Annotated in this window: 12 protein-coding genes and 1 pseudogene; all 13 read left to right on the top strand. The window is 62.2% G+C overall.

The annotated features are described in order from the left end of the window. Positions 1 to 244 precede the first annotated feature (244 nt). The 13 genes and pseudogenes from AUQ37_RS08785 (at position 245) to AUQ37_RS08725 (ending at position 26,718) form a co-directional block, all read left to right on the top strand. Positions 245 to 802, top strand: coding sequence for a hypothetical protein (locus AUQ37_RS08785; protein ID WP_058748277.1), 558 nt, complete (start codon positions 245 to 247; stop codon positions 800 to 802). Between the two features lie 48 nt (positions 803 to 850). Then, complete coding sequence (locus AUQ37_RS10170; protein ID WP_058748276.1) at positions 851 to 1,684, top strand: hypothetical protein; 834 nt, start codon at positions 851 to 853, stop codon at positions 1,682 to 1,684. Beyond that, the gene (locus AUQ37_RS08775) at positions 1,681 to 2,736 is read left to right on the top strand and encodes a hypothetical protein (protein ID WP_058748275.1); all 1,056 of its coding nucleotides are present in this window, start codon (positions 1,681 to 1,683) and stop codon (positions 2,734 to 2,736) included. The genes AUQ37_RS10170 and AUQ37_RS08775 overlap by 4 nt, the downstream gene beginning before the upstream one ends. 13 nt (positions 2,737 to 2,749) lie before the next feature. Beyond that, positions 2,750 to 3,571: a leucine-rich repeat protein gene (locus tag AUQ37_RS08770; protein ID WP_058748274.1), complete on the top strand. Its 822-nt coding sequence runs from the start codon at positions 2,750 to 2,752 to the stop codon at positions 3,569 to 3,571. Next, complete coding sequence (locus tag AUQ37_RS08765) at positions 3,529 to 10,320, top strand: leucine-rich repeat domain-containing protein (protein ID WP_058748273.1); 6,792 nt, start codon at positions 3,529 to 3,531, stop codon at positions 10,318 to 10,320. Before AUQ37_RS08770 ends, AUQ37_RS08765 begins: the two co-directional genes overlap by 43 nt. Continuing rightward, complete coding sequence (locus AUQ37_RS08760) at positions 10,293 to 13,010, top strand: leucine-rich repeat domain-containing protein (protein ID WP_162262219.1); 2,718 nt, start codon at positions 10,293 to 10,295, stop codon at positions 13,008 to 13,010. Before AUQ37_RS08765 ends, AUQ37_RS08760 begins: the two co-directional genes overlap by 28 nt. Beyond that, positions 12,923 to 17,257, top strand: coding sequence for a leucine-rich repeat domain-containing protein (locus AUQ37_RS08755; protein ID WP_058748271.1), 4,335 nt, complete (start codon positions 12,923 to 12,925; stop codon positions 17,255 to 17,257). Before AUQ37_RS08760 ends, AUQ37_RS08755 begins: the two co-directional genes overlap by 88 nt. A 24-nt stretch (positions 17,258 to 17,281) precedes the next feature. Beyond that, positions 17,282 to 20,101, top strand: coding sequence for a carboxypeptidase-like regulatory domain-containing protein (locus tag AUQ37_RS08750; protein ID WP_157844393.1), 2,820 nt, complete (start codon positions 17,282 to 17,284; stop codon positions 20,099 to 20,101). Positions 20,102 to 20,191: 90 nt separating this feature from the next. After that, on the top strand, positions 20,192 to 21,037 hold the full coding sequence (locus AUQ37_RS08745; RefSeq protein ID WP_058748269.1) for a hypothetical protein: 846 nt from the start codon (positions 20,192 to 20,194) through the stop codon (positions 21,035 to 21,037). 510 nt (positions 21,038 to 21,547) lie between these two features. Then, the gene (locus AUQ37_RS08740) at positions 21,548 to 22,402 is read left to right on the top strand and encodes an AAA family ATPase (protein WP_058748268.1); all 855 of its coding nucleotides are present in this window, start codon (positions 21,548 to 21,550) and stop codon (positions 22,400 to 22,402) included. Positions 22,403 to 22,489: 87 nt separating this feature from the next. Then, a pseudogene (cbiD, locus tag AUQ37_RS08735) lies at positions 22,490 to 23,637 on the top strand (cobalt-precorrin-5B (C(1))-methyltransferase CbiD). An 82-nt stretch (positions 23,638 to 23,719) separates the two neighbouring features. Continuing rightward, positions 23,720 to 24,721, top strand: a complete 1,002-nt coding sequence (locus AUQ37_RS08730) for a cobalt-precorrin 5A hydrolase (protein WP_058748267.1) — start codon at positions 23,720 to 23,722, stop codon at positions 24,719 to 24,721. A gap of 23 nt (positions 24,722 to 24,744) precedes the next feature. Next, entirely contained in the window at positions 24,745 to 26,718 is a 1,974-nt protein-coding gene (locus tag AUQ37_RS08725) for a bifunctional cobalt-precorrin-7 (C(5))-methyltransferase/cobalt-precorrin-6B (C(15))-methyltransferase (protein WP_058748266.1), read from the top strand. The last annotated feature ends 3 nt before the right edge of the window (positions 26,719 to 26,721 follow it).

Raw genomic sequence — 26,721 nt, 5'->3', positions numbered from 1 at the left:
CAACCTGCTGTCTGGCTATGCTGTTTTAAGCGATTTTCCTTATGCGTTTTATATATAAATATATGCGTAAAAACTAAATATTAAAACAATGAATAAAACATACATTCAGGCCTAGAACAGACAAAACCGACTCTCATTCAAAGAAAACGGAAGACGGACGGGCCGGATCTCCTTTGCCCGACTTATTCAACACAGTCTCCATTCACAATCATTATTTTATATCTATACTCCGTAAGACGTTCCGTTGCACAAATTTTCTGAGAATAATAACAGGTTCGGAAATAACAGGTTCGGAAGAAAGTACGACTACTTCCTCTCGGAGGCTTCCAACGAGGAGATAGTCGCAGTTTCCAAAGAGCTGACCGACGGCCTGTCCGAGCAGGCGCATCTGGTGTTCAGGGGAGCGGCCGCCCTCATATCCGTCACCGTCCTGTCCCTCATACTCTCGGTCATGACGCTGTCAGGCATCGAGGACGGCCTCGCCGGTTCCGCCAAGACCGTCGTCTTCGCCCTGAGGATGGCCGCCGTCATGCTGCTCTGCTTCAGCGGTTTCATCGAGTGTTATTCGGCGGAGAGGTCCCTCTCCGTCGTCTCGGCCGCGCCGATCATGTGGAGGCATGTGCGCGAGAGCCCCACCGACGAGAACGCTTTCAGCCAGAGCGAGGCCGTGAGGTCCATGGGCAGGACCGCGTCCTCCGCCAAGAACCTTCTCGCCATGTCGGTCTTCGTACTGGCGGTCTCCGGGCTCCTGATCGGCATCAGCTACATGTTCCAGATGATGTCGGAGTACGGATACGTCTGAGTGAGCGCAGGGGGCGGGGCGCTCCCGAAAATATCAAGGTGATTTTCAATGGTCAAAGTCATAGGCACCGGCAAAGTGGGTCCCGGGGGCAAGATGCCCCTCAGCGAATCGGCCGCCAAAGCGATGGGAATCAGGAAAGGGGACAGCGTCCTGTTCTCCAGGACCCCGGAGGGGTCCGAGGTGGTCATGAACAGGGCCGAGGGATACAGGCCCGAGAGCGGGGCCTCGGTGCCGGACGGCACGGAGGTCTTCGGGAAGCTGAGGTTCTGCACCCTCGCCGCGGTCGCGGCCTCGGCCCTGCTGCTCATCCTGATCATAGCCGGGCACGGGTCGGAGGATGCTGCGTACATGGCCGCATCGGCCGTTCTCTTGATCCTTGCGATCGCATCCGCCGGCCTTGCCAACATCTTCGGGGGGAAGATGGGGTGGATCCGCCCCAGCAGCTCCCCTCTGTCGGTCTCCGGCTCCACTGTTCCCGAGACATGGGTCGCCGATGCCCGCGGCCACAGCGGAAAGAGGTTCGTCCTCGTGTACGCGGACGACATGATGGGCGCGCGCCCGTCGCGCCTCACTGCCACGGTCGGAGGCCCCGGCTGCCCCGCGGAATGCATCCCGGTGCGCGCATCCGCCGGTTACAGCGCTTACATGGCGATGCTCCCGGACGCGGACGTCACCGGCAAGACAATGCACATCGACGCGCACTATCAGTACGACGGCAAGACCATCGATGTCGGGGCGGACTTCGTCCTCTCCGAGAACAACGGGTCGTTCAAAGCGGAGGAGAAGGGTTTCGGGGCGGAGATGACCGTCGATTACAGCACCGACAGGGCCGATTTCGACGATTCCCTCTTCGATCCCGCATCCGGGGGATCCAAAGCTTGACCTCCCATCCTTCCGCGACCGCGGTCGAATCCGCTCCTGTCCAGGTGAGCAGGGCGGAATCGGAGCAGATCCGCGCCATAGCGGACCTCGCCGGCGGGGATGCCTTCGCGCTCTCCGAGACGCCGAGGGGCCCGCTGTTCACATCGAACGGGCGCATAGGGCAGATAGCGTTCGAGGACGGTTCCCGCCTGGACATCCTGCCGAGCATGCCCGCCGGCAGCTCCGGCACCGGCCGGGAGCGCGCCCTGTCCGAGATGCTCTGCAAGGTCTTCGGCATAAGCGCCGGCAGGACCGCCGGCCCCGATCTCTTCGAGTTCTTCGTCATGGTCTTCGCGGACGATGTCAACAGGCTGATCAACAAAGGGCTCAGGTCCATGTACACTTCTGTATCAGGCAACGAGAAGTCCTTCAAAGGCCGCATCGTGTTCAACGAGCACATCCGCCGCAATTACATCCACAAGGAGAGGATCTACGTGGAGTACGAGCTGTACTCCAAGGACCGGCCTGAGAACAGGCTGATCAAGAGCACGGTCGCCGCGCTCCTCCGCAGGACCGCGGACGGCCGCAACTCCCGCAGGCTCAAGACCATTCTGATGGCCATGGAGGAGATCCCGGAATCTTCGGACGTCGACCGCGACTTCGGGAAGATATCGTCGGACAGGAACATGGTCGATTACGGCCCCTCGCTGATGTGGTGCAGCATATTCCTGCAGGGGATGAGGATGGGCGGCTCGTCCGGGGCGAGGTTCTGCTACGCCTTCACCATCGGCCAGGAGGAGCTCTGCGCCGCCTATGTGGCAAGGATGTCGTCGGCCGCGAGGAGGGACGGATCGTTCAGGCTCGGGTACAGGGCCGAGGCCGCGACTGCAGGGGACGTTTCATCGGTGACGGTCTCCCTCAGATGGAGCTTCTACGATAGGGCCACCGGGTCCACGGTCACCGATGCCGAGTTCATGTACAAAAGCGCCCCCGGCTACAGGCCGATACCGCATTGCGGCGGGGACACGATCAAAGCGATGGCAGGCAGCTACCTGTCGGATGCGTTCAGATGAGAGGTTTGTTAATATGGGAAACGTTGGGAAAAGGTCCCTCTGGGCGCTGATCGTCCTCGTCGCGGTGCTGGCCGCGGCCGCGGCGGCGGGAGGGGCGGATGATTCGGATGCGGCCGTCACGAACGGCAATATAAATGATACCGGGGGCGCCGGGATAGGCACGTGGAGCTATGACGACTCCACGAATTACCTGACGCTGACATTCACGTCCTCCGTCCAGCCTGCGGCGCTGGACGGTTTTACCCATGCGTCCGACACTGTGCGCGTGATTGTCAAGGGGAACAACCTGAACATATCGACTGCCCTCACAGCTCTGTCCGTGCCCCCGAGCGCGGACCTGCTGTATCAGGGGGATATTCCCCAGATAACCAATTGTGCAGGGGGAGTATGGACGTATGATGTCTCCGAGAAGACCATCACCCTCACGAGGACATCTTCCGGCACATGGTACGGCCTGTACAACGCCTACACATCCAGCAGCGCCCACACCATGTGGTACGACATGTTCTTCAAAGGGGATGTGGAGAAGGCGGTCATAGACGGATACCAGACGGCCGGGAGGTATATCTTCAATGATTTCAAAGGCCTGAAGACCGTCGAATCATCTTCCATGAAGGATTTCGACCGCGAAATGTTCCAGTATACATCGGTCAAGAACATCTCGTTCACGAATCTGGTGACCCTTAACGCGGACCGCCTTAACGGCCTAGAATCCCTGGAGACTGTCAATCTACCGTCGGCCACGGCCGTCAACGACAGAGCATTCTCGGGCTGCAAATCTCTGACTGCGCCGTGCTCGGCAATTCTGTCAGAATCGGGAACAGTTCTTTCCTGAACTGCACCTCCCTAGCATCGGTCAGCGCGGAAAAGATCTATTCTCTCGGTTACATGTCGCTCAAGGGATGCTCCAATCTCGGGCCGCAGAGCTTCCCGCTGCTAACCAGCATGGACCAGTACGTGTTCGACGGCTGCACACACATGACATCGGTGACCATGCCGGACCTTACTACAATAAGCAGCAATGGGTTCCGCGGAAGCAGCATCGCCGGCGACCTGACCTTCAACAGTCTCAATACCGTTTCCGACAGCGCGTTCTACGGCTGTACAGGGATAACCTCGATAACTATGCCGAGCGTCACCTCGATAGCCAATTCCGCATTCTTCGGATGCACATCCTTGGCGTCTGCGACGCTCTCGGAGGACCTGACATCGCTGGGTGCCAGCGCATTCTGGGATTGCAACTCCTTAGAGTCGGTCAGCACGCTCGGGAAGATAACAGCGATCAACAGCGATACCTTCAGGAACAGCGGGCTGACATCTCTGACGATTCCTTCCACTGTGATCAATATCCACGCTCGGGCATTCTATCAGTGCAACTCTTTGACCGGTATAGAGATCCCTGCCGGCGTCATCAACATTTACGACAGCGCTTTCCAGGGCTGTGTCGGCCTCCTCGGTCTGAAGCTCAACGAGGGCTTAAAAGCGATCTCCACCTATGCTTTCGACGGCTGCGCATCGCTCGGGGGAACGCCTGACGGTTCCGGCAGCTATACCGCTGTCAGCATGCCGGATTCTCTGACTACGATATCCAACAATGCATTCTCCGGCTGCAGCTCTCTCAAGGGGATATCCTTCGGGAGCGGTTCATTGCTGAGCTCAGTAGGAAGCAACGCTTTCCGGGGATGCGGGAACCTCACGGGCAGTCTCAACTTCGGAAACCAGCTCACGTCCATCGGAGCATCGGCGTTCTACGGCACTCCGATCACAGGCCTCAAATTCGGGTCCGGCAGCGCCGTTATAGAGAGCGAAGCATTCCGCGGCTGCACCGGCCTGGTGTCCCTTGATCTGGGCACCGGCATTACCCAGATCAGCGCCCTGGCATTCTACGGATGCGCCGCCCTCAAAGGCACGGCCGACATCTCCGGCAGCTATACTGCTGTCAGCATGCCTGATACGCTTCAGACAATCAAGTATCAGGCGTTCGACAGCTGCACATCCCTCGTGGGCGTGAACTTCAGCGGCGTCTCTGCTCTCACCACTCTTGAGAACCGCGCTTTCTCCAACTGCAGGGCGCTTGCAGGGACAGTGACGATTCCCAACGGAGTGACGGCCATAGACTATCAGACCTTCTCCGGATGCACCAGCCTCCAGTCCGTGACGGCAGGGTCGCTGACCTCCATCGGGACCAGCGCTTTCGAGGGCTGCACAACTCTGGCCTCGATGACATGCAGCGGAACAGCGGATCTGACAATAGGGAACAATGCTTTCATCCGCTGCAGTTCGCTCGGGTCCGTCTCTCTTGGCGGGGCGGTCTCGATCGGGACCAATGCGTTCTATCAATGCACGTCCCTGGCCTCCGCCGACTTCAGCAAAGTGACCACCATCGGGAACAGTGCCTTTTTCCAATGCACCGCGCTGACCTCTATCTCCATGCCCAAGGTAGTGACGATCGATGTCTCTGCCTTCCAGGGATGTTCTGCGCTTATAGGGACTTCCGGCGGCAACCTCAGCACGGACAATCTCCAGACTGTAGGCAATAGCGCATTCCGGGACTGTAGGAACCTGATAGGCTTCACCGGCAACAGTATTGTCACAGTAGGCGATACCGCGTTCTATAACTGCACTTCGCTTGTAAGCGCGCTCAGCATGCCGAACGTCACAACCATCGGCAGCCAGGCGTTCGGCCTGACCGCGGTCTCTTCCTTCGCTTTCGGGAAGGACCTGTCCAGCATAGGGACGGATGCGATATTCCAGGACCTGAACCTGTCCAGCATAACTGTGGACAGCTCCAATCAGTCCTATACCACTGTCGAGGGGATCCTCTACGACAAGTCGGTCAATGTACTGATGATCTGCCCTGCCAAGATGGTGAAGAACGGACTCATCATCCCGGATACGGTCAACACGATCTACAAGTCGGCATTCTATCACTCTTCCATCACGGGAGAGGTCGTGCTGCCCGAATACCTGACTTCGGTTGGCGTTAACGCCTTCAGGGGATCTTCCGGGATAACCTCAGTCGTCGTGAAGAGCACGGCGGCGACGCTGTTCACCGTGAATCAGAACAACAACGTGTTCTACGAATGCCCCGGGATAACCAAACTGACGGTCCCCATAAGCGTCCAGCTTCACGCTGTTTTCGACACCGGCACACGCATTTCGGAGTTCCATTTCACAGGCAACGGGGCCTCGGCCCTCGCCACCAACTATTATCTGTCGAACTGGGGATCGATGCCGTGGTCCTGGTGGAACTATTCGGGATGGCAGATCTCAGTCACGTTCGAGGACGGTGTCACAGCCGTTGACCCGTACATGTTCTACCGCAACGACGTGAACCGTGCATCGATAACCTCAGTCACCCTTGCCGACAGCGTCAGGGAGATCGGGGCGAACGCGTTCTACAACTGCAACAAGATTACAACGCTGACCCTTTCGGATGGGCTTCAGTCCGCCGGGAGCAACGCGTTCTACAACTGCTCAGGAGTGACCAACCTGACCGTTCCCATCTCTTTCAAGATGGATGTCGGAACCAATAGCTCGAACACGCACATCACCACTCTGCGGTTCACTCCGGGAACGGGCGAGGGCGCAGCATACACGTCATCCTCGAGCGCCAATCTGTTCTGGCACAACTGTCCCAGATACACGCTCATATTGGATGAGGGCATCGTGTCCATAGGGGACTACTCGTACCTCAATGCGGCGAACACCGTTACGTTCCCGTCGACGCTCCGCAGCATAGGCCAGTATGCCTTCAGCGGAGCTCCGCTGTCCGCTCTGGCCCTCAACAGCGGCCTGCAGTCCATCGGTTCCAATGCCTTCGGGAACTGCACCAACCTGACCGGCCTGACCGTTCCGGATTCGGTGGAGACCATCGCCGAGGGCGCGTTCGCCGGATGCACGGCACTCAGGTCACTCACCCTTCCGATCGGCCTGAAATACACTTCGTCCATGTTCGAGAACTGCCCCGTGCACACGTTCGCGTTCACTGCCGGGTCGTCCTTCGGAGAAGGGTTCGATTACGATGAGAGCAGCGCTGCTGGCACCCCGTGGCGCGCCAGCTGTACCAGCAGGGATATCTCTGTCTCCTTCACCGGGGTAAAGTCCATAGGGGACTACATGTTCGCCGGATGCTGGTCGTCCAGCGGGTCATCGTTCTACGGCCTCAGCGGGAGCATATTCTTCCCGAGCGGTCTCACCGAGATCGGGACGCATGCCTTCGACGGGTGCGCCAAGGTAACATCGGTGTCGCTGGACGGGATCTCGGACATCGGCGCGTACGCGTTCAGAGGATGCACAGGCATGACGGCGCTCACCGTCGGAGACTCGGTCATCGATGTCGGCACCGGAGCCTTCTCCGGATGCACCGGCATCAGGAACCTCTCGATGCCCATATCCTTCAATGCCGCAGGCAGTTCCGATGCGCCTATCTTCGACGGATGCACCGGCATCCGCAGCATCACGTTCACCGGAACCTCCGGATTCGCATATTCAGATTCCGGAGACGGGGACTATCATCGCACTCCCTGGTACTACAGCAAGGCCAACAGCATCAGCCTCACTCTCGCTCCCACGGTCACGTCCGTCGGCAGCTACATGTTCGCCGGATGCACCGGCATCAGCGGAGCTCTCTCCATACCCTCCAACCTGGCCGGCATAGGCAAGTACGCCTTCTCCGGATGCACCGGAATAACCTCGCTGGAGATCAAAGGGTCGCCGATGCTGGGCGACGGAGCATTCGACGGATGCACCGGCATCAGAAATCTCGCCTTCCCGGTGTCCTTCAATACTGTCGGCAACACTGCCAGACCTATATTCAGGGGATGCACCGGTATCAGGGCGCTGACAGTCACCGGCACTGTCGGGTATGACTACCTCATCAACTCCGATTATACTCCCTGGCACTACAGCAGGAACAACTCTATCGTGCTGACCGTCGAGAGCTCCGTCCAGAGGATCGGAGCCAAGATGTTCGCCGGATGCACCGAGCTGACCGGCACCGGAGGCACCCTGAACCTCTCAGGGATCACATCGATCGGCGACGGCGCCTTCCAGGACTGCACCAAGTTCACCGCCGTTACCGGCGAATCCGTGACCACTTCCGGGACAGCCGTCTTCAAGGGATGCACCTCGATGTCATCGGCCGACCTTCCGAGGATGACATCTGTCCCTGATTCCATGTTCGAGGGCTGCACCGGTCTCACGAGTGTCACACTCGGGACCCTGACATCCATCGGGAACAGCGCTTTCGCTGAGACCCAGTCGCTTTCCCTGTTCAACGGCTCATCAACGCTGTCTCTCACAGAGGTGACCTCTCTCGGGAACTCCGCCTTCAAGCATTCCGGAGTGATCAACGTCACCGTCGGGAAGGAGGGCACCGCCCTCACCATCGGGAACTACGCGTTCCAGGAGTGCGCCCAGCTGATGTCGCTCACGGTCGACGGCACCATCAGCGACTTCAAGACAAGCACCCTGTCTGGGTCATCGGCCTTCGAATCAATGCTCACAACCCTCAATGTCAGGCATGCCAACCAGTTCTCGGCCACTCTGTCCGGTTTCTCACATCTTACAGCTGTGGATATATCCGGGACCACGAGCTTCGGGTCCACCGAGGGCACGTTCAAGAACTGCACTGCGCTCGTCACCGTTGTCCTGTTCAACGATGCCAGCTCGTCCAGCACCGTTGTCCTGCCCAAGTCGATGTTCGAGGGATGCACGTCCCTCTCAATCGTGAATCTGGAGAAGGCGGAGCTCAGGAACGGCCGCGAGTTCTACGGCTGCACCTCATTGGACACTGCCGATCTCACCATGTCGCCCTCTGTCTCCCAGGAGGCGTTCTTCGGATGCACCGCCCTGATCCACTTCAGCGCTCCTCAGGCCATATCCATAGGGGCACGCGCTTTTGCCTCATCGGGGCTCCAGTCGGTATCCGACAGCATGTTCCCGGAGGTCCAGTCGCTGGGCGCAGGGGCGTTCAGCGGATGCACATCCCTGGCGACCGTGTCCCTGCCCGCTGCGACCGAATCCTCCGGATCGGAAGCCTTCCGCGGATGCACCGCCCTGACCTCGTTCTCCGCGCCCGGGCTCCAGGCGATCCCTGCGGAGATGCTCCGCGGATGCAGCCTTCTGACATCGGTGTCCGTGCCTGCGGCCGCTTCGATCGCCGAGAGAGCGTTCTCCGACTGCTACAGGCTCGCCTCGCTGGAGATGCCGGCGGCCGTCCGCGTGGGGATAACTTCCGATATATCAGAGATAGACACGGAAGAGGACACGACGCCCGCCGTGTTCCTGGGATGCACCGCCCTCGCCTCCGTGAAGATGCCCGTCCTGACCGACGTGGGCCCGATGGCCTTCTACGGATGCGACCATCTGGTACTGTTCAACTCAACATCTAAGATGGACCTCTCCTCGGTCCGGAACGTCGGCTTCGCCGCCTTCGCCGGCACCGGCGCCAAGCAGGTCGTGCTCGGTTCCGCGGACATCGGCTCCGGAACGGTCGGAAACATGGCGTTCTACGGATGCGCCAGCCTGACCTCCTTCTCTGCGCCCGGGATCACCGACCTGCCGGCCGGCCTGTTCGGGAACGTCGGGAAGGAGACGGCCGTCCTGACCCCGGAGCTCGTCTCGATCTCCGTGCCCTCTGTGGTCACCTTCGATGCCGACCTCCACGGATGCACCAAGCTGGCGAACGTCAATGCCCAGTCGGCCCAGTCGTTCGCCGACGGCGTGTTCTACGGATGCACCGCCCTGCGGTCGATCAGCATGCCTGCTGCCTCTTCGCTCGGGTCGAGCGTCTTCGAGGGATGCACCGCCCTCGCCTCCGTGACCGCCCCTGCCCTGTCCACCATAGGCAGCAAGGCGTTCTACGGCTGCACCGCGCTGGCCAGCCTCAACGGCGCCGGGGCCGTGTCCCTGACGGACGTGACCTCCATAGGCGATGAGGCGTTCGGGTCCTGCGTAGGCATAAACACAGTCATGCTCGGCGGGAACCTGGCCGACCTGGGCGACGGGGCCTTCAGGGGATGCACGTCCATCTCGAAGGTCTCCCTGCCCATCTCCGCCGATTCCGTCGGGAACCCGTCGGACCCCGCATTCAGCGGATGCACCGGGGTAACGTCGGTCGTCTTCACCGGCTCCGGCGCCGGGCACGACTACAGCGAGAGCGACTATGCGCTCACTCCCTGGCACATGAGCACCGCCTCATCGGTGGCCGTGGACTTCGGTTCCTCCGCCTCCGTCGGCGCCTACACGTTCAAGGGCCTGACCGCCCTGAAGGGCACGCTGTCCCTGTCGATCCCGATCGGAGCTCATGCCTTCGATGGATGCACAGGCCTGACTTCCCTGGTCCTCAGCGGAAGCGCGGCGGTTTCAGAATCCTCGTTCGCCGGGTGCACATCGGTAAGGTCCATGTCCCTGCCGATCGGGATGAACACGGTGGTATCGGCCGAATCCCCTGCCTTCGAGGGATGCGCATCCGTCACATCCTTAGCGTTCACCGGCACGGACGGATATGCTTACTCCGAACTGTCGGACGGGAGCGCCCGCACCCTCACTCCGTGGTATCTTTCCAGGACGGTACGCTGAGCCTTTCCCTGGCATCATCTGTGACTTCGATAGGCGACAGCATGTTCTACGGCTGCACCGGCCTTACCGGCCCCCTGTCCCTGTCCTCCGCTCTGAAATCGGTGGGTGCGCACGCCTTCGAGGGATGCACCGGCCTGACCGCCCTCACGATATCCAGGACCGACACGGCCCTGGGCAGCGGATCGTTCTCAGGCTGCACCGGCATAGCTTCCCTTACGCTTCCGGTAGATGTCAACTCCGTCTGTGACGACGGCAATCCTGCATTCAGCGGATGCACCGGGATAACGCAGGTCAGCTTCACCGGAACTGCCGGCGTGGACTACCTCGACCATCCGAGTGCGCAGAACAAGAACTACAAGAACACCCCCTGGTACATCAGCAGCGTTTCAGGAAGGAGCATCAGCATGTCCTTCGCCCACACTGTGGATCATATCGGGGACAACGCGTTCCGCGACTGTGCCAGCCTCTCGGGGAATATAGTAATCCCGGGATCGATCACCAGCATAGGCAGCTATGCGTTCGCCGGATGCAAGAACATCTCCGCCCTGACCATAGAGCGCGTCCTCAGCATCGGGGACGGCGGGTTCACCGGATGCTCCGGCATACAGGCCCTCAGCATTCCTGCGGACCTCAACACGGCCGGCGGTTCCTCGCCCAGCTTCTCAGGCTGCACCGGGATAACTTCGGTAACGCTGACCGGCTACGTGCGCGGCTGCGACTATTCCGAGGATAATTACATCACCACCCCGTGGTACTACAGCAAGAGCAACGCAATCTCGCTGACGGTGGCAGACGGCGTCATATCCATAGGAACACGCACGTTCAGGGACTGCACCGGTCTGTCCGGGACGGTCTCTCTCCCTAATTCCGTATCTTCGATAGGCCAGGAGGCGTTCTGCGGCTGCACCGGTATGACCGGGGTCTCCGGACCTCAGGTGCTCACGGCAGGCACCGCCGCGTTCAGCGAGTGCTCCTCCATGCTGTCTGCCTCCCTGCCCTCCATGACCAAGGTCGGGGAATCCGTTTTTGACGGATGCGCCAAGCTCTCCTCTGCTACCTTCGGCAACTGCACCGAGATCGGGAAGTACGCCTTCAGGAACAGCGGGATCAAGCAGATCAACTCGTCCGACAACACCGTCAGCCTGACTGGCGTGAGGGTGGTCGGCGAGGGTGCGTTCGCAGGTTCTGCTGTGACGGACGTCGTCCTTGGGTCTTCCGGCGCCTCTCTGACTATGGGAGATAAGGTCTTCCAGGGCTGCACTTCTCTGCTGTCCCTGAAGGTCTACGGGACCATAGCCGAGCTCCCGTCGGCCACGTTCATGGCGGCGGGATCGCATTCTGCTACAAAGCTGAAGAAGCTAATCATCCCGACCGTCACCAGGTTCACCATGGACATGTCCAGCGGCTTCAGCGACTTGGAGGAGGTCGACATATCGGGCGCGACCACTCTCGGCCAGGCCGGGCAGTTCAAGAACTGCGTATCGCTCGCCAAGGTGACGCTCATAAGCGGGTCCACGAGGTCCCTGACCCTGCCTGCATCGATGTTCGAGGGCTGCAGGTCGCTGGAGACCATCAACCTCGACAGGGCCAACCTCCTGCTCCAGAACGGGCGCGAGTTCTACGGGTGCTCTTCCCTCAACAACGTGGTGCTGGGCATCAGCGAATACATCTCGCCCAGCGCTTTCGAGGGCTGCGCCTCGCTCACGTCCTTCTCCGCCCCTGCCGCCGCGACCGTCGGGAACAGGGCCTTCGCGGGGTCGGGTCTGACATCCATCACGTCTGGAACAATGCCGCTGGCTGCGTCCTTCGGGACATATGTCTTCGACGGCTGCGCCTCGCTGCAGTCTGCAGCCTTCTCCGACAGGACCGTATCCCTCGGAGCTTACGCCTTCAGCGGCTGCGCTTCCCTGGAATCCTTCTCCGCCGCCGGGCTCACCGGCATACCGGAGGGATCGTTCTCCGGATGCTCCGTGCTCTCGTCGGTGACGGCCGGATCCGCGGTGTCGGTGGGCGCGCTGGCATTCTCCGGATGCACCGCGCTCGTATCCCTCACCCTGGAATCGGCTGAGAGCATCGGAACGGAGGTCTCCGTTCCTGTCTCGGCTTCCGATGCATCGAAGTACGCCGTCTTCGGCGGGTGCATCAACCTCGGGTCGGTCACTATGCCGGCCCTCAAGTTGGTGGGAGACTTCGCGTTCTACGGGTGCTCCGTTCTGACATCGGTCAACGCTTCCGGAGCATACGCGCTCTCTTCGGCCGAGTACATTGGCAGCTATGCGTTCGCCGAGACCGGCGCGAAGACGGTGACCGTCGGGACATCGGGCGGCATAGAGTCCGTCGGGAATTATGCGTTCTATGGATGCACTTCCCTGACGGCCTTCTCGTCGCCCTCGCTGAAGTCCCTGCCTGCGAACCTCTTCAACAGCTCGGCGTCTTCCGATCCCTGCAAGGTGCCGATGCTCCAGAGCATCAGCGTCCCTGCGGCCGTCTCGTTCCTCGCAGACTTGCACGGGTGCACCGCGCTGACCTCGGTCGTCATGACCTCTGCTGAGACGTTCGCGACGGCACGTTCTACGGATGCACGTCCCTGGTCTCGGCCGAGATGCCCGCGGCGAAGGCCATCGCTCCGTACCAGTTCTACGGATGCAGGGCTCTGGCATCTGTCAGCGCCCCGGTTGCAACCTCCGTAGGCGATTATGCGTTCTCCGGATGCGTCACGCTCTCATCGCTGAACTCCGGGACCGGCCTGAACCCATTCATCAGGATAACCTCTGTCGGCGGTCATGCGTTCGAGAGTACTGCGCTGCGCTCGGTGACCCTCGGCCCCAGAACATCCTATCTTGGCGAGAGCGCCTTCGAGGGATGCGGTTCCCTGAGGTCTGCTGTGATTCCCGACTCTCTCACGTCGATCGGCGCCTATGCCTTCCGGAACTCGCCTCTCAGCACCGTCTACATCGCTGCGTCCGTGACCTCCATAGGAGAGGGGGCGTTCGATTACACCGGCATACCCGGTACCGCGTCGGCGGCGTTCTGGTTCAACGGCACTGCGAACTCCGCTATGGCGGCCTCGATCGTGCCGTGCCCGGGGATGTCCGTCACCGTGCATGCCGATTCCGACAGCAGGTCCGCATTCTCCGGGTCCTTCACCTTCGTGCAGGAGGTCAGCTCCACTGTGTCCGTCCTCCTGCCCGCCGGGCAGGAGACTTACAAGGCCATCTACGGCGGCATGATCGTGCTGCCGTACGGCGCGTCCGCCGACTACTATTTCACCATGGTCGGAGCGAGCAGCACGATCAAGGTGTACGCTTCGGACAGCGACTTCAGCAGCGGCATCACGGCCAGGTCCGGTATGGCCGTCCCCGTCTACCCCCTGTCCAAGAACGTCCCGGTGGTGTTCACCGGCAATGTCTCGGACGCCGGCGATGCTACCTTCACCATCACGTCCAGCGAGGGCACCTCGCCGCTGTCCCAGACGGCCCATTACGGATCTCTGATGGCGGTTCCCGAGTTCGACAACGACAAGCTCGTGGTGCTCAGCGTGGCCATCTACAGGGGAAGCGAGGTGTTCTATCTCGACGCGTCCGCCTCCTCGGTCCGCGCCGGGTACATCTTCGACAGGTTCGAGCTCGTCTCCGAGGACATGGAGGTCACCGTGACCATCGCGAAGGGAGATTCCCCCGGCACGGCCGTCAGCGTCTACTACGACCACGTGTTCGGCGAGAGGTCCTCTTTCAAGAACCCTGCCGATTACAACCTGTTCAAGAGCATGGAGGTGCCCGCCGACGGATACAGCTTCGAAGGCTGGTACGACAGCAACGGCATCAAGGCCGTGCCCGGAACGTCCAAGTTCGTGGCCGGCCAGACCTACACCGCCAAGTTCAGCTCCATCGAGTACACGATTACCTTCACAGGGGACCACATCCAGGGTGCCGGCCCCGTGACGGTGAGAGGGCCGTTCACGTTCACCGTCGGCAGCGACCCGGCCTCAGGGCTCACGCTCGTGTGCGCCGACGACACCTATCCTTCCGGGAGGGACATCTCCCTGAAGACCGTCGGCTACAAGGTGATCGGCTACTTCAACACCACCGACTTCACCGAGCTGGCCACCGGCCAGACGTTTACCAAGAACATCTCGGTGGAGGTCACGTTCGAGGAGAGGCAGTTCTCGATCACCGTCAGGTTCTCCGATTCGGGCGCCACCATCTCCGGGACGGAGTTCGAGATGAACGGATGGACCCAGTACGGCATCCACAAGCGCGCCGGAACGCAGATCCCGGACAACAAGTACATGGACGGGGACGTCATCGACAGCATCCCGTATTCGGCGGTCGCCGCCGGATTCGCGGTGCCCACGCCCCTGCACAGCATGTACTCCCTCAACAAGGCGTTCTGCGGAGGGACGGCCATAACCTCTGTGACGTACGCGATCTTCAGCGATTCGTCGAGCGATGCGGAGATAACCTTCCTGATGAACAGCGGGATATACTGGATATCCTACAGCATCAACGACGACGCCGGGAACAAGGTTCCGGCGACCACATCCTGCAGGGTGGGAGGCTACTTCACCGTGGTGCCCTTCCTGAGCACCTACACGAAGACTGGGTACACGTTCGAAGGCTACAGGATCCTCGGGATCGACGGCCTGTTCATGCCCAACTACCAGTACCAGCTGACAGATGAGATGGCGGCTGCGGCCGACATGTGCTACCTGACCATGGAAGGGTCCTGGAAGCCGGTGGAGTACACCGTCAGGTTCAGCCTCGGCGAGGATTACACCGGAGAGGCCCCTGCGGACCTGACCGGCGTCATCGTGGACAGCGACGAGCACGGCGTCAAGCTCCCGGCCGTATCGGCCCCGACCGGCCACAAGGTCGGCTACTGGTACTGGACCGGGATCTCAGGCTCGGTCGGCGACGAGCATTACGTCTCCGACTTCAGGCTCACCAAGCAGATGATCGACAGCTTCGCATCGGACAGGGTGCTGATCCTCTCCGTAAGCTGGGTCTCCAAGACCTACACCGTCTCCGTCGACACTACAGGCATGAGCGAGACCCAGGCCAACGCCGTGAAGGCGAACTACCCCGACATGGAGGCCGTGTACGGCCAGCCTGGAACATCCATCTGGAGCATCGGGGACTATACCCTCAACATCCACACCAGGTTCGGCGGCTGGACCGCCGGCGGCCAGACCATAGCCAGCGGCGCCGCGTTCACCGTGGGCGCGGAGCTCGCGGCCGTGGGCGACGCCAACAGCGACGTCATCGCGTTCTCCATGATCTGGAACGAGATCTCCTTCGCCCTGAGCTACAACCTCTCGGGCGGAATGGTGATCGGCACCATGCCCAACACCTCCTACTACGCCTACGGGGACCCGATAACCCTGTGGGCCCCGGGCGAGTCCGAGATCGTGAGGGCAGGATACACCTTCGGCGGATGGTCGTACTACGAGGGCGGCGCCCCCTGGACCGGGACGACCCTCGACGACTCCCTTGCCGTCGCAGGGCACGGGAACGACGGGAAGATCGTGATGTACGCTGTCTGGGACAGGCAGACGTACGGCATAGAGTACGACCTGAACAACGGTACTGCGGGCAGCAGCACCCCCAGGACCGCGGAGTACGCCTCCGAGGTCCACATAGACGCTCCGTCCAGGAGCGGGTACGTGTTCGCCGGATGGACCTCGTCCGACCTCTCCGTGCACGCTCAGTACAAGACCGAGTCCGGGTTCCGCGGATGGTCCGGCGGCGCGGTCGCAGCGACCGTGTTCCTCAACCTCACCGACGATCCCGGGAAGACGGTCAAGCTGACGGCCACATGGTCCCGCGCCACCTATGCGATCACCGTCGACTGGAACGGCGGAGAGGGCACCTACACGCTGAGGCAGACCATGATCTCCCTCGGCCAGACCCTCACCCTGCCGGTCGCTTCCGATTCCTCCAGGGTCGGGTACGCCTTCGCAGGCTGGGTCCTGAACGTCGGCGACACCGCCGTCCTGAGGGACGGAACGGCGTTCACCCGCGAGATGGCGCCCTCTTCGGGGGACAAGTTCGTCCTCTACGCCTCCTGGACCCCGGCGAGCTACACCATCGAGTACAGGGACAGGGACACCCAGAGCTACAGGTCCATCACCGCCCAGTACGACGAGCCGACCATGCTGGTCCCCGGGACCAGGAGCGGTTACGAGTTCGCCGGATGGTCCATAACCGGCGCCGGGTCCTCCGCTGTGCCCATGGTCAGCACGGACGGGTCCAGCTGGAACAGGATCGGCGACCTGTCGCTCGCCTACGGCACGTACTTCAAGAACCTGTCCGTGTCCGGCGGCGAGACGGTCAGGTTCGATGCCGTCTGGACCCCGATCAGCTACACGATCGTCTACGACGCCAACGGGGGAACGGCCGACCCGCCTGTGGACAGCAGCGTCTACACTGTGGGCGACCAGATATCCCTGGCCGACAGTTCCGTTCTCGGAAAGATGGGCAACAAGTCGGCGGTCGGCTGGTCCCTGGAGCGCGGCGACAGCAACTCCGCCATATCGGTGACGAAGTTCACCGAGGGGCTGGCGTCCAATGCGGATGCAGGAGGGATAATCACCTTCTACGCCGTATGGAAGGCCGGCCAGTGCAGAGTGAGCCTGGACCTGTCCGGGGTCTCCGTCTCCGGCGCCCCCTCCGACTGGACGGTCGCTGACGGAGTCTACACCAAGACGGTCGACGGCTCATCGGACCTGAAGGAGATACTTTCCGACTGGGACGGGGCATCCCTGTCCAAGGACGGGTACCACTTCGAGGGCTGGAACCGCACCAGCGGCACGGTGAACTCGGACATAGTGATATCCCCGGAGTTCGAGAAGGTCGACCAGAGCCTGATCTGGGTGCTGGCCGGCGTGCTGGCAGTGTTCGTGTGCGCGGCGGTAATCGTCGCGAGGATGAGGTCCTGAGGTGTGATGCAGATGCAGAACCATATGTCAGCAGCATGGAAGCGCGCGGCCGTTGCGGCCGCGGTCGTCATCGCATCGGCGGCCTTGGTCCTGGCGCTCTTCCCGGCGGAGGGATCGGAGGCGGCCGCCGTAGGCGGGCTGTCAGTCGATGTCTACGACCAGGACTCGGAGGACTATGGGTCCCTCGCCTACATGAACGAGAAGCTGCCAAGGTCGCTGGAGCCCGAGGAGTGGACGTTATCCGATCAGGGGTTCTGGTACGGCCTGTCATCCGGTTCCTCGGCGGGCAGCATCCTCACCTACTCTGAGACCGGCGCATCCCTGTCGGACATCAGGGGGGACATACGCGCCCGCCTGGGTCTCGGAAGCTCCGACGGGTTCGCGATCCTCCAGGTAATGTTCACATCGTCGTACGGAGCATCCGCGACAGTAGCCGTCGAGAAGGACGGGGTGCAGACGGAGATCTCAGGCAGTGACCGTGCCTCCGTGACCGTCGGCGGGGGGATACCCCTGTCTACTGCCATGCAGCATGCATGCATATTCACGGTCGGTTCATCGGAGAGCTGCGATATCCGCACAGGCTCGGTCTCCGGCACCTATTCCGCAGAAGTGGAGTCCGGAGGATATTCGATCTCGGCCCAGACATTCTTCGCGAGGGACTTCGTCAAAGTATCGGGGACCGTCGCCGATGCCTCCGGGAGCGCGATCGAAGGCGCATCCGTTTCCTACGCATCGGCCGGGGGAAGGACCGATACCGGCACCGTCAGCACAGCATCGGACGGATCCTTCTCGTTCAGAGTGCCGAAGGGATCGACGGTATCTCTGACCTCAGTGTCCTGCAGCGGGTACACGTTCCCATACATCCCGCAGCCCGGCACGGCGATCTCGGACACTGCGCTTCCCGAGGTGCGCGCTTCCGAGAAGACCCTCTGGGTCACTGTCTCGGATGCAGGGGGCGTTCCGGCGGCAGGCGTGGAAATCAATGCCGTATGGCTCATACAGAACGCGTCCTCCGACGACCCGTCGATGTACAACAAGTCGGCCGTATCCGGCATGTGCTCTGTGATATCCGCCACCGACAGCTCCGGCAGGGCCGGGATATCGTACACCGTCCCGAAGGGGGATACGGTGTACCTTTATGTCCGCGCCGTGAGCGGAAGCATCTATACTTTCCAGGCCAACGACGGCGACGGAGGGATCCTCGACGGCCTTCCGAAGACTGAGGGCAGCCCGTTCCCGTCGAGCCTTCTCGAGGGGAACGTTCTGTGGTCGCCTTCGTCCTCCGCAGAGATTGCCCTGACCGCCGTTGAGTCGTCTGTATCCGTCTCCGCGGAATCTTCCAATGGACGCCCTCTCAGGGATGCGACGGTATCGGCTGTCTGGTACTATCAGACGGGGAGCGGCAGCCCGTATGCGATAACCGATGATCCATCAACCATATCGACTGCCATCGCCGCCGGCCATGCCGCCGCTGTCGGGCCGACCGGCGCCGGCGGCCTGACCTCGGTGGTCTACAAGGTCCCGAGCGGCCTGCCGTCAGGATGCGCAGCATACCTCGTCATCTCGTTCGCCGGGTTCACGGCCGGGTCCCCCAGGGACGTGTACTCGTTCTCGGTCGCCGACATAAAAGCTGCTGACTCCTCGCCGTCCGGCATACCCGACCTGGCCTCCGGGAAGAACGGCACCGCCGTCCTCTCCGGGACCTTCACAGGGGTCGCATTGGCATCGGATGATGCGGCATACAAATGCTCCGGCACCCTCGCCGGCACCATGCCGCAGGGAGCATCCGCAGCCGTATCGTACGGGGCATCGCAGTCCAGCATGGCGGACCTCATCGTTCCGGCGTCCGACGGCACCTTCTCCTTCTATGTGAAGGCCGGAACGTCGGCGACCGTCACCTGGGCAACCGTCGATGGGTATGCTTTCAGCAACGACCGTTTCACGACGGCTGCCGCCTTCGCGGACTTCACGTATTCCTCAGAGGTGTCCGCGGTCCCCTCGTCCTTCGAGAGGGCGGTCCCCTCAGCCATCGGAGCGTACACGGTCTCGGGGCTCCCGTCCGGAGCAGAGGCCCTGTTCGCTTACACTGTCTCAGGCGCCGGCCACAGGGCTTCCTTCACCTCCGACGGCGGCAGCCTGCGGTTCAGCATCCTGGGATGGGAGGGCGATGCGGTGACCGGCCTGTCCGTCTCCTCCGAAGGGTACTATATGTCGGCCTCGGGGGCGGATTACACTGCGCATGCGATAGTGAAGAAGCAGATCGTGACCTACGCCTCACAAGGCGGTGCCCTGACGAGGAACAACACCGTACCGAACATCTCGCTGACCGTCTACTGCGACGGAACCCAGTATGCCAAGGTCAGCACCGGGTCGGACGGCAGGGCCACCGCCAGCCTGCCCCTGACCGCCGGCCTGAAGTACGTCTACGGGGATTACACGGTAACGGACCGGGTGTCCGAGGCCTCCGACCCGTTCGACGGGTTCCTTTCCGTGAATCTGTACGGGCTGGTGGATACCGAGACGAGCGTGGTCGTGCATGCCAGGTTCATGGCGGTGACGGCCGCAACCGAAGACCAGGCCCCGACATCCGTGGACCTGATTCCGGTGCAGGAGATAAGCGCGAAGACCGGGTCGGAGATACGCCTTGAGGCCCCCGACATGACCGGCTTCAGGTTCAGCGGCTGGATGCTGGACGGCAGCCTGGTCGGGACGGATGCGGTATGCACCCTGCCTGTGACCGCCGACATGGACGGCAAGGCCGTCGTGGCCGCGTACAGCGCAGAGCCTGAGGACAGCGGCAGCGGGATAGACCCGGCGGCCCTTGCGTCGGGATGCTGGGAGTAGTGATCGCGGTGCTGGCACTTGCTTTCGTGCTCCTCCAGACCAGGAGGGTATGATCATGACGGCTGCAGACCGCGCAACGGAGGCGGAGATATGCTGAAGATACTTGGAACGAGCAGGGTAGACGACTTCAACAGGGTCGTCCTCGAGAACGGCGTGATGGATGCATTGGACATAACTCCGGGAGACAGCGTCCTGCTGTACCGGAGGGAGAACGAGAGCGGAGTGGGCTTATACAAATCGGAGGGGGCGGTCACCACAGACGAGCGCGACTGCCCGAGAAGGAACCATCTCAACGGCCTCCCTGTTGCCTTCAGGGCGGCGTTAGCCGTCTGCCTGGTCCTCGCCACCGCGGCCACAGCGTTCGCGGCGGCTGCCTTCTCAGACCTGTCCGATCCCCTGTTCATAGCCGCTGTGATCATGTGGGCCGTGACGGCCGCGCTGACCGTGTCCGCCATATCGCTGTCCAAGACGGTGGACAGGTACTATGAGTCCCAGGGATTCGCGACCGCCGGCAACCCGTACGTCAGGGACCGCCAGGTCGGCTTCTCGAAGCTCACCGGCGACGGGTACATCTACAGCGGGGAGATCTACATCAACAGCCTGTTCGGCTCCAACCCCTTCGAGGTGGAGGTCAATCTGAGCCTGAAAGACGGCCGCACCCTGCCTATCCTCACGGTCTGCTCCAAGTCCGTCCCGGGGTACAGCGTCTACAAGTTCAGGTTCAAGGAGACCTCGCTGTGCGACGGGAGGTTCGATGTTACTATCTCTTATCAGTTCAGCGGGAAGAAGGCGGTCCTCGACGCCAAGTTCGATCTCATCATCGACGACAGCGGGAAGACGGTCATCTCCGACGGGCCTATCGACGCTGAAATGATATTCGATCCGCAGGATGTGCCCGCCTCAGAGGAGGTCCGGACCGAGGAGAGCGGAGCATGAGCGCTGACGTGAAGGAAGCGATCTCCAACAACCTCCTGCTCTACGGGCCCCCGGGCACAGGCAAGACGTACAACGTCGTCAACTACGCCGTGGCCATCATCGAAGGCAGGCCCCTGAAGGACGTCATCGCCGGCGGCTACGACCTGGCACTGAGGAAGTACGACCGGTACACGAAGATCAGGAGGATCGACTTCATGACCTTCCACCAGTCCCTCAGCTACGACGACTTCATCGAGGGGATTAGGCCTGAGGTCCGCGACGACGGGTCGCTCATCTACTCGCCGGTCCCCGGAGTGTTCTATTCCTTCTGCCACGATTCCAAGAAACCGGTGCATGTCGGGGACGGCGTGCCCAAGGACCTGCTGTCCGCCGATCCGGACGCCGCTGTATGGGCGGTGTCCCCAGGAGGGTTCGGCGCCAATCCGGCCAGGGAGAAGGCACTCTCGGACGGCAGCCTTCCGGCCGGATGCCTTCCGGAAGGGATAAGGCCGGGGGGACATCGTCATCTCCATGTTCTCTCGCGGCTCGTCCGATGCAGTGGGGATCGTGAAGGATGTAGCCGGCACCGCTGCCTCCGTCGAATGGGCGATCGTGAGGGAGCAGGGCCCGCTGTGCGGCATCGAATCCGATGCACCGGCCCGGCTGAGCTGCACTGCCTCGGATTTCCTCGCCTCCATGGAGAAGGAGTACCCGGTCTTCGAGGACACGGGGAACTGCGTCTTCATCATCGACGAGATAAACAGAGGCAACATCTCGAGGATCTTCGGAGAGCTGATCACCCTGCTCGAATCCTCGAGGAGGCAGGGCATGCCCGAGTGCCTCGAGGTCTTCCTCCCCCAGCTGAAGGTCAAGTTCTCAGTTCCGCAGAAGGTGTACGTGCTCGGAACCATGAACACCGCGGACAGGTCCCTGACCGCGCTCGACACCGCTCTCAGGAGGAGGTTCCAGTTCGTCGAGATGATGCCGGACCCGGACGTGCTAAAGGGCATGAGGATCATGGACGTGGACCTCTCCCGGCTGCTGAGGACCATCAACAAGCGCATCGAGGCCCTGTACGACAGGGAGCATACGCTGGGTCATGCTTATTTCATACACATCAGGAACATGGATGACCTGGCCAAGGTGTTTACCAAGAACATCATCCCCCTCCTGCAGGAGTACTTCTTCGACGATTACGAGAAGATGTGCTGGGTCCTCGGCCATGCGGCGGACCCGAGAAAATGCGATTTCATAAAGCCCAGGAAGCGCACTAGCTTCCAGATGATGTTCAACCTCCCGGACGTCTATGATATCGTCTCGAACCCAAGCGTCTACCGCGACCCCGAGTCATACATAGCCATCTACCGCGGAGAAGACGACAGCTGACTCCGACGGACACTGAATCAATCCAACAATCGGCGGTCTGCGAATAAGATTAATGAGCCGGACCGATACCCTCTGCAGAGGCCATCAATGGAACCTATCGGCGAGGATCAGGCGTTCGTATACGTGGAGGGCAGGAAGCTCAGAAGGGGCTACACGACCGGGACATCGGCCGCTGCGGCGGCGGGCGCTGCCGCACGCCTCCTCCTCACGGGTGACGCCCCGCCCTACATGCGCATATCGACGCCGAAGGGCATAGACGTGACCGTCGAAGTAGTATCGGCGGAGACGGCCCCGGGCTGCGCGCGTGCATCCGTCCGCAAGGACGGGGGCGATGACGCCGACGACACCAACGGGGCGGAGATCTGCGCCGAGTCTCCCGCATCCCGGAGGGTTTCGAGGTCGACGGTGGAAAGGGGGTCGGGCGTGTCACCCGCAGGGGGCTTGACCAGCCCGAGGGGAACGCGGCCATCAATCATGTGCCGAGGCAGATGATCGAGGATGCGCTCAGGAAGGCCGCGGCCGATGCCGGCTACAGCGGCGGGCTGAGGGCGGTCATAAACGTGCCGGAAGGGGAGGCCATAGCGAAGAAGACGTTCAACCCCCGCCTGGGCATCGTCGGGGGCATATCGATCCTGGGGACGTCCGGGATCGTGGAGCCCATGAGCGAGACCGCGCTCCTCGGGTCCATAAAGGCGGAGATGAAGGTCTTCATGGCCCAGGGCAGGAAGTACCTGCTGACGGTGCCGGGGAACTACGGCAAGGACTTCGCCAAGGCGTACCCCGGCCTGGAAGGGGATATGCCGGTCGAATGCAGCAATTTCATAGGGGACTTCCTGGACATGGCCGTCGAGATGGGCGCGGAGGGGGTCCTCCTCGTGGGCAACCTGGGAAAACTGGTGAAGGTCGCCGGCGGCATCATGAACACCCATTCCCGGAACGCGGACGCCAGGATGGAGATCCTCGCGTCCAACGCGGTCATGGCCGGCGCGGACGCGGAGACGGCGAAGCGCATCATGGGATGCATCTCGACCGACGACGCCCTGGAGGCGCTCGCGGAGAAGGGCCTTATCAAGCCCACTATGGACATCATGATCCCCAAGATCGAGTTCCACATGCAGCACCGCGTCAGGGGATCAATCGCGACGGCGGCCGTCGTGTTCTCCTCCGAGTTCGGCATACTCGGGGAGACCCCGTCCGCGAAGGAGCTCCTGGCCAAAGTGGAGGCGAAGGAATGAAGGCGAGCATAATAGCGTTCAGCACCAAAGGCTGCGATACCGCGAAGAAGGTGGCGGCGGCGTTCCCCGAAGGACCGCCGAAGTGCATGCGAAGACGTCCATGGACACCCTGGGGGTCCCCAGGGTCGAATGCAGCATGCGCAGGTGGACGGAGCAGGCGTTCGCGGAGAACGACGTCCTCGTCTTCGTGGGGGCGATCGGCATCGCCGTCAGGGAGATCGCCCCGTTCGTGAAGAGGAAGGACCTAGACCCGGCGGTCATCGGGATCGATGAGCTGGGTCATTACTGCGTGCCCCTCCTGTCGGGCCACATCGGGGGCGCCAACGGGTACGCGTTGGAGATCTCTCGGAAGATCGGAGCCGTGCCGGTCGTGACCACTGCCACCGACATCAACGGGAAGATATCCATCGACGCCTGGGCGGTCTCCAACGGCCTGGCGGTCCAGAACCTCGGCGCCATCAAGGACGTCTCGTCCGCGGTGCTCTCCGGCTCCCCGGTCGGCCTGGTATCGGACATCCCCGTCGGCGGGGCGGTCCCTCCGGAGCTCTCCGGCGGGAAGGATGCGCCCGTGGGCGTGTACATCGGCTACGACACGTCCGCGAAGCCCTTCCCGGCCACGCTGAGGCTGGTCCCGAGGACCTGCGCCGTTGGCATCGGCTGCCGCCGGGGGACGCCGGAGGAGGCGATCGCCGCCGCGGTCTCCGAGGCTTTCGCGAAGATTGGGCTCCCGCCGGAGTCCGCCTGCGGGTTCGCCACCATCGATCTGAAGAAGGACGAGGAGGGCCTGATATCCCTGGCCGCCAGGAGGGGGCTCCCCCTGGTCTGCTACACCGCGGAGGAGCTGAAGGAGGTCCCGGGGGAGTTCTCGTCCTCCGGGTTCGTCAGATCGGTCATCGGGGTGGACTGCGTCTGCGAGAGGTCGGCGGTTAGGCTCGCCGGAGGCGGGAAGCTCCTCCTGCGGAAGCAGGCGGGCAACGGGGTCACCGTCGCCGTTGCCGAAAAGGAGATCTCCCCGTCCTTCGGGAAGCGCCGACAGGGGCCGCAGAATCAATCCAACCCAGCATTCCGCGCGTTATCCTATTAACGGGATAGCCCATATGCCGGGGCATGGCAAAGGCACTGGTCTTCGCAGGCACCACCGAGGGCGGGGACATAGCAGAGGTTCTGGCCGCAGCGGGCGTGAAGGTGCATGCCTGCGTGGCCACCGAATACGGCAGGACATCCGTCCGGAAGGCGGAGGGGATCGAAGTCTCCGCGCACCCTCTGGCACATGATGAGATGCTCGCTCTGATGAAGGAGTACCCCGTGGTGGTGGATGCCACCCACCCGTATGCCTCGAGGATATCCGCGCATGTGAAGGAGGCCTGCGCGGAGGCGGGCGCCGACTACATAAGGCTGGTCCGCCCCGGGTCCGATACCGGGGACGCCGTCATCGTGGGGTCGGTGAAGGAGGCCGCCGAGTACCTGAAGGATAAGGAGGGAAACATCCTCGCCACGACCGGTTCCAAGGAGCTTGCCGAGTACACGGCCATACCCGATTACCGGAACAGGGTGTTCGCCCGCGTCCTCTCGCTCCCCAAGGTGGCCGAGGAGTGCGCGGCCCTGGGGTTCGAGGGGAAGAACATCTTCCTGATGCAGGGCCCGTTCTGCGAGGAGCTCGACTACGGTATGCTACTGCAGACCGGGGCCAAATGGCTGGTGACCAAGGACTCCGGCGCCCCCGGCGGCTTCGGCGAGAAGATGCGCGCCGCCTCCCGCGCGGGGGCCAGGGTCGTCCTCGTCGGCAGGCCCCCGGAGCAGCCGGGGCAGGGCTTCGCGGAGACCGTCCGCATCCTGGAGGAGAAGCTCGGAGTCACGCTGCGGATGCCCAAGCGCCGCATCGCCGTCGTCGGCATCGGCGTGGGCCCCGGGACCGGCCTGACCTCCGCCGCGGCCGAGGCCGTCCGCTCCAGCGACCTCGTCGTCGGGGCCGGGCGCATGCTGGCCATACCGGAGGCCGAAGGCAAGCCGAAGCTCGAGGAATACGCCGCCCCGAAGATACTGGCATATCTGAAGGACCATCCCGAGTACAGGAAGACGGCCCTGCTGTGCTCCGGGGACGTCGGGTTCTACAGCGCCGCCCGGCAGATGATCGAGCAGGCGGACCCGGAGGAGTTCGAGACCGAGGCCCACTGCGGCATCTCGTCCGTGCAGTACATGTGCGCCCGCGCGGGCATCCCGTGGCAGGACGTGAACCTGGTCAGCGCCCACGGCAGGGACGCGAACGCGGCCGGAGAGGTCAGGACCCATGCCGTCTCCTTCCTGATACTGAACGGCGCCGAGGGGACCAGGGAGGTCTGCAGGCAGCTGATCGATTACGGGCTGGAGCACGTATCGGTCGATGTCGGCTGCGACCTCGGATACCCGGAGGAGATGTTCGTGAGCGGCCGTCCCGCCGACATCATGAAAGCTGAGCTGGGGAGCCTGTGCTGCGCGCTGGTGTTCAATCCCAAGCCCGACACCAGGGACCCTATCGGCCTCCCCGATTCGGAGTTCACCAGGGGCGACGCCCCCATGACCAAATCCGAGGTCAGGGCGCTGTCCGTGGCCAAGCTGAGGCTGTCTCCGGATTCCGTCGTCTACGATGTGGGGGCGGGCACCGGCTCCGTATCGGTCGAGATGGCCCTGGCGGCCTACCGCGGCAGGGTCTATGCGGTGGAGAAGGAGGAAGCGGCGGCGGAGCTCATCGATGCCAACCGGAAGAAGCTGGGAGCGCCCAACGTCGAGATCGTCGAAGGGTTCGCCCCCGAGGCCCTGGAAGGCCTCCCGGCCCCCACCCACGCGTTCATCGGCGGGTCGTCCGGGAACCTGAAGGAGATCGTCTCCTGCATCCTGGCCAAGAACCCGTCCTGCCGGATCGCGGTCAATGCCGTCACCCTCGAGACCCTCTCCGAGATCCTGGAGATACCCAAGGCATGCGCGGCCGACCAGGAGGAGATAGTCTGCATCAACGCCGCGGGCTCTAGGCACCTCGGCCGCTATAACCTCATGACAGCTCAGAACCCCGTGTACATCGCGGTCTTCAGGGGGCGCGCGAACTGAGCG

This window comes from Candidatus Methanomethylophilus sp. 1R26 (genome assembly GCF_001481295.1).
Taxonomy (GTDB): Archaea; Thermoplasmatota; Thermoplasmata; order Methanomassiliicoccales; family Methanomethylophilaceae; genus Methanomethylophilus.
This window is presented reverse-complemented; position numbering and strand designations above follow the sequence as displayed.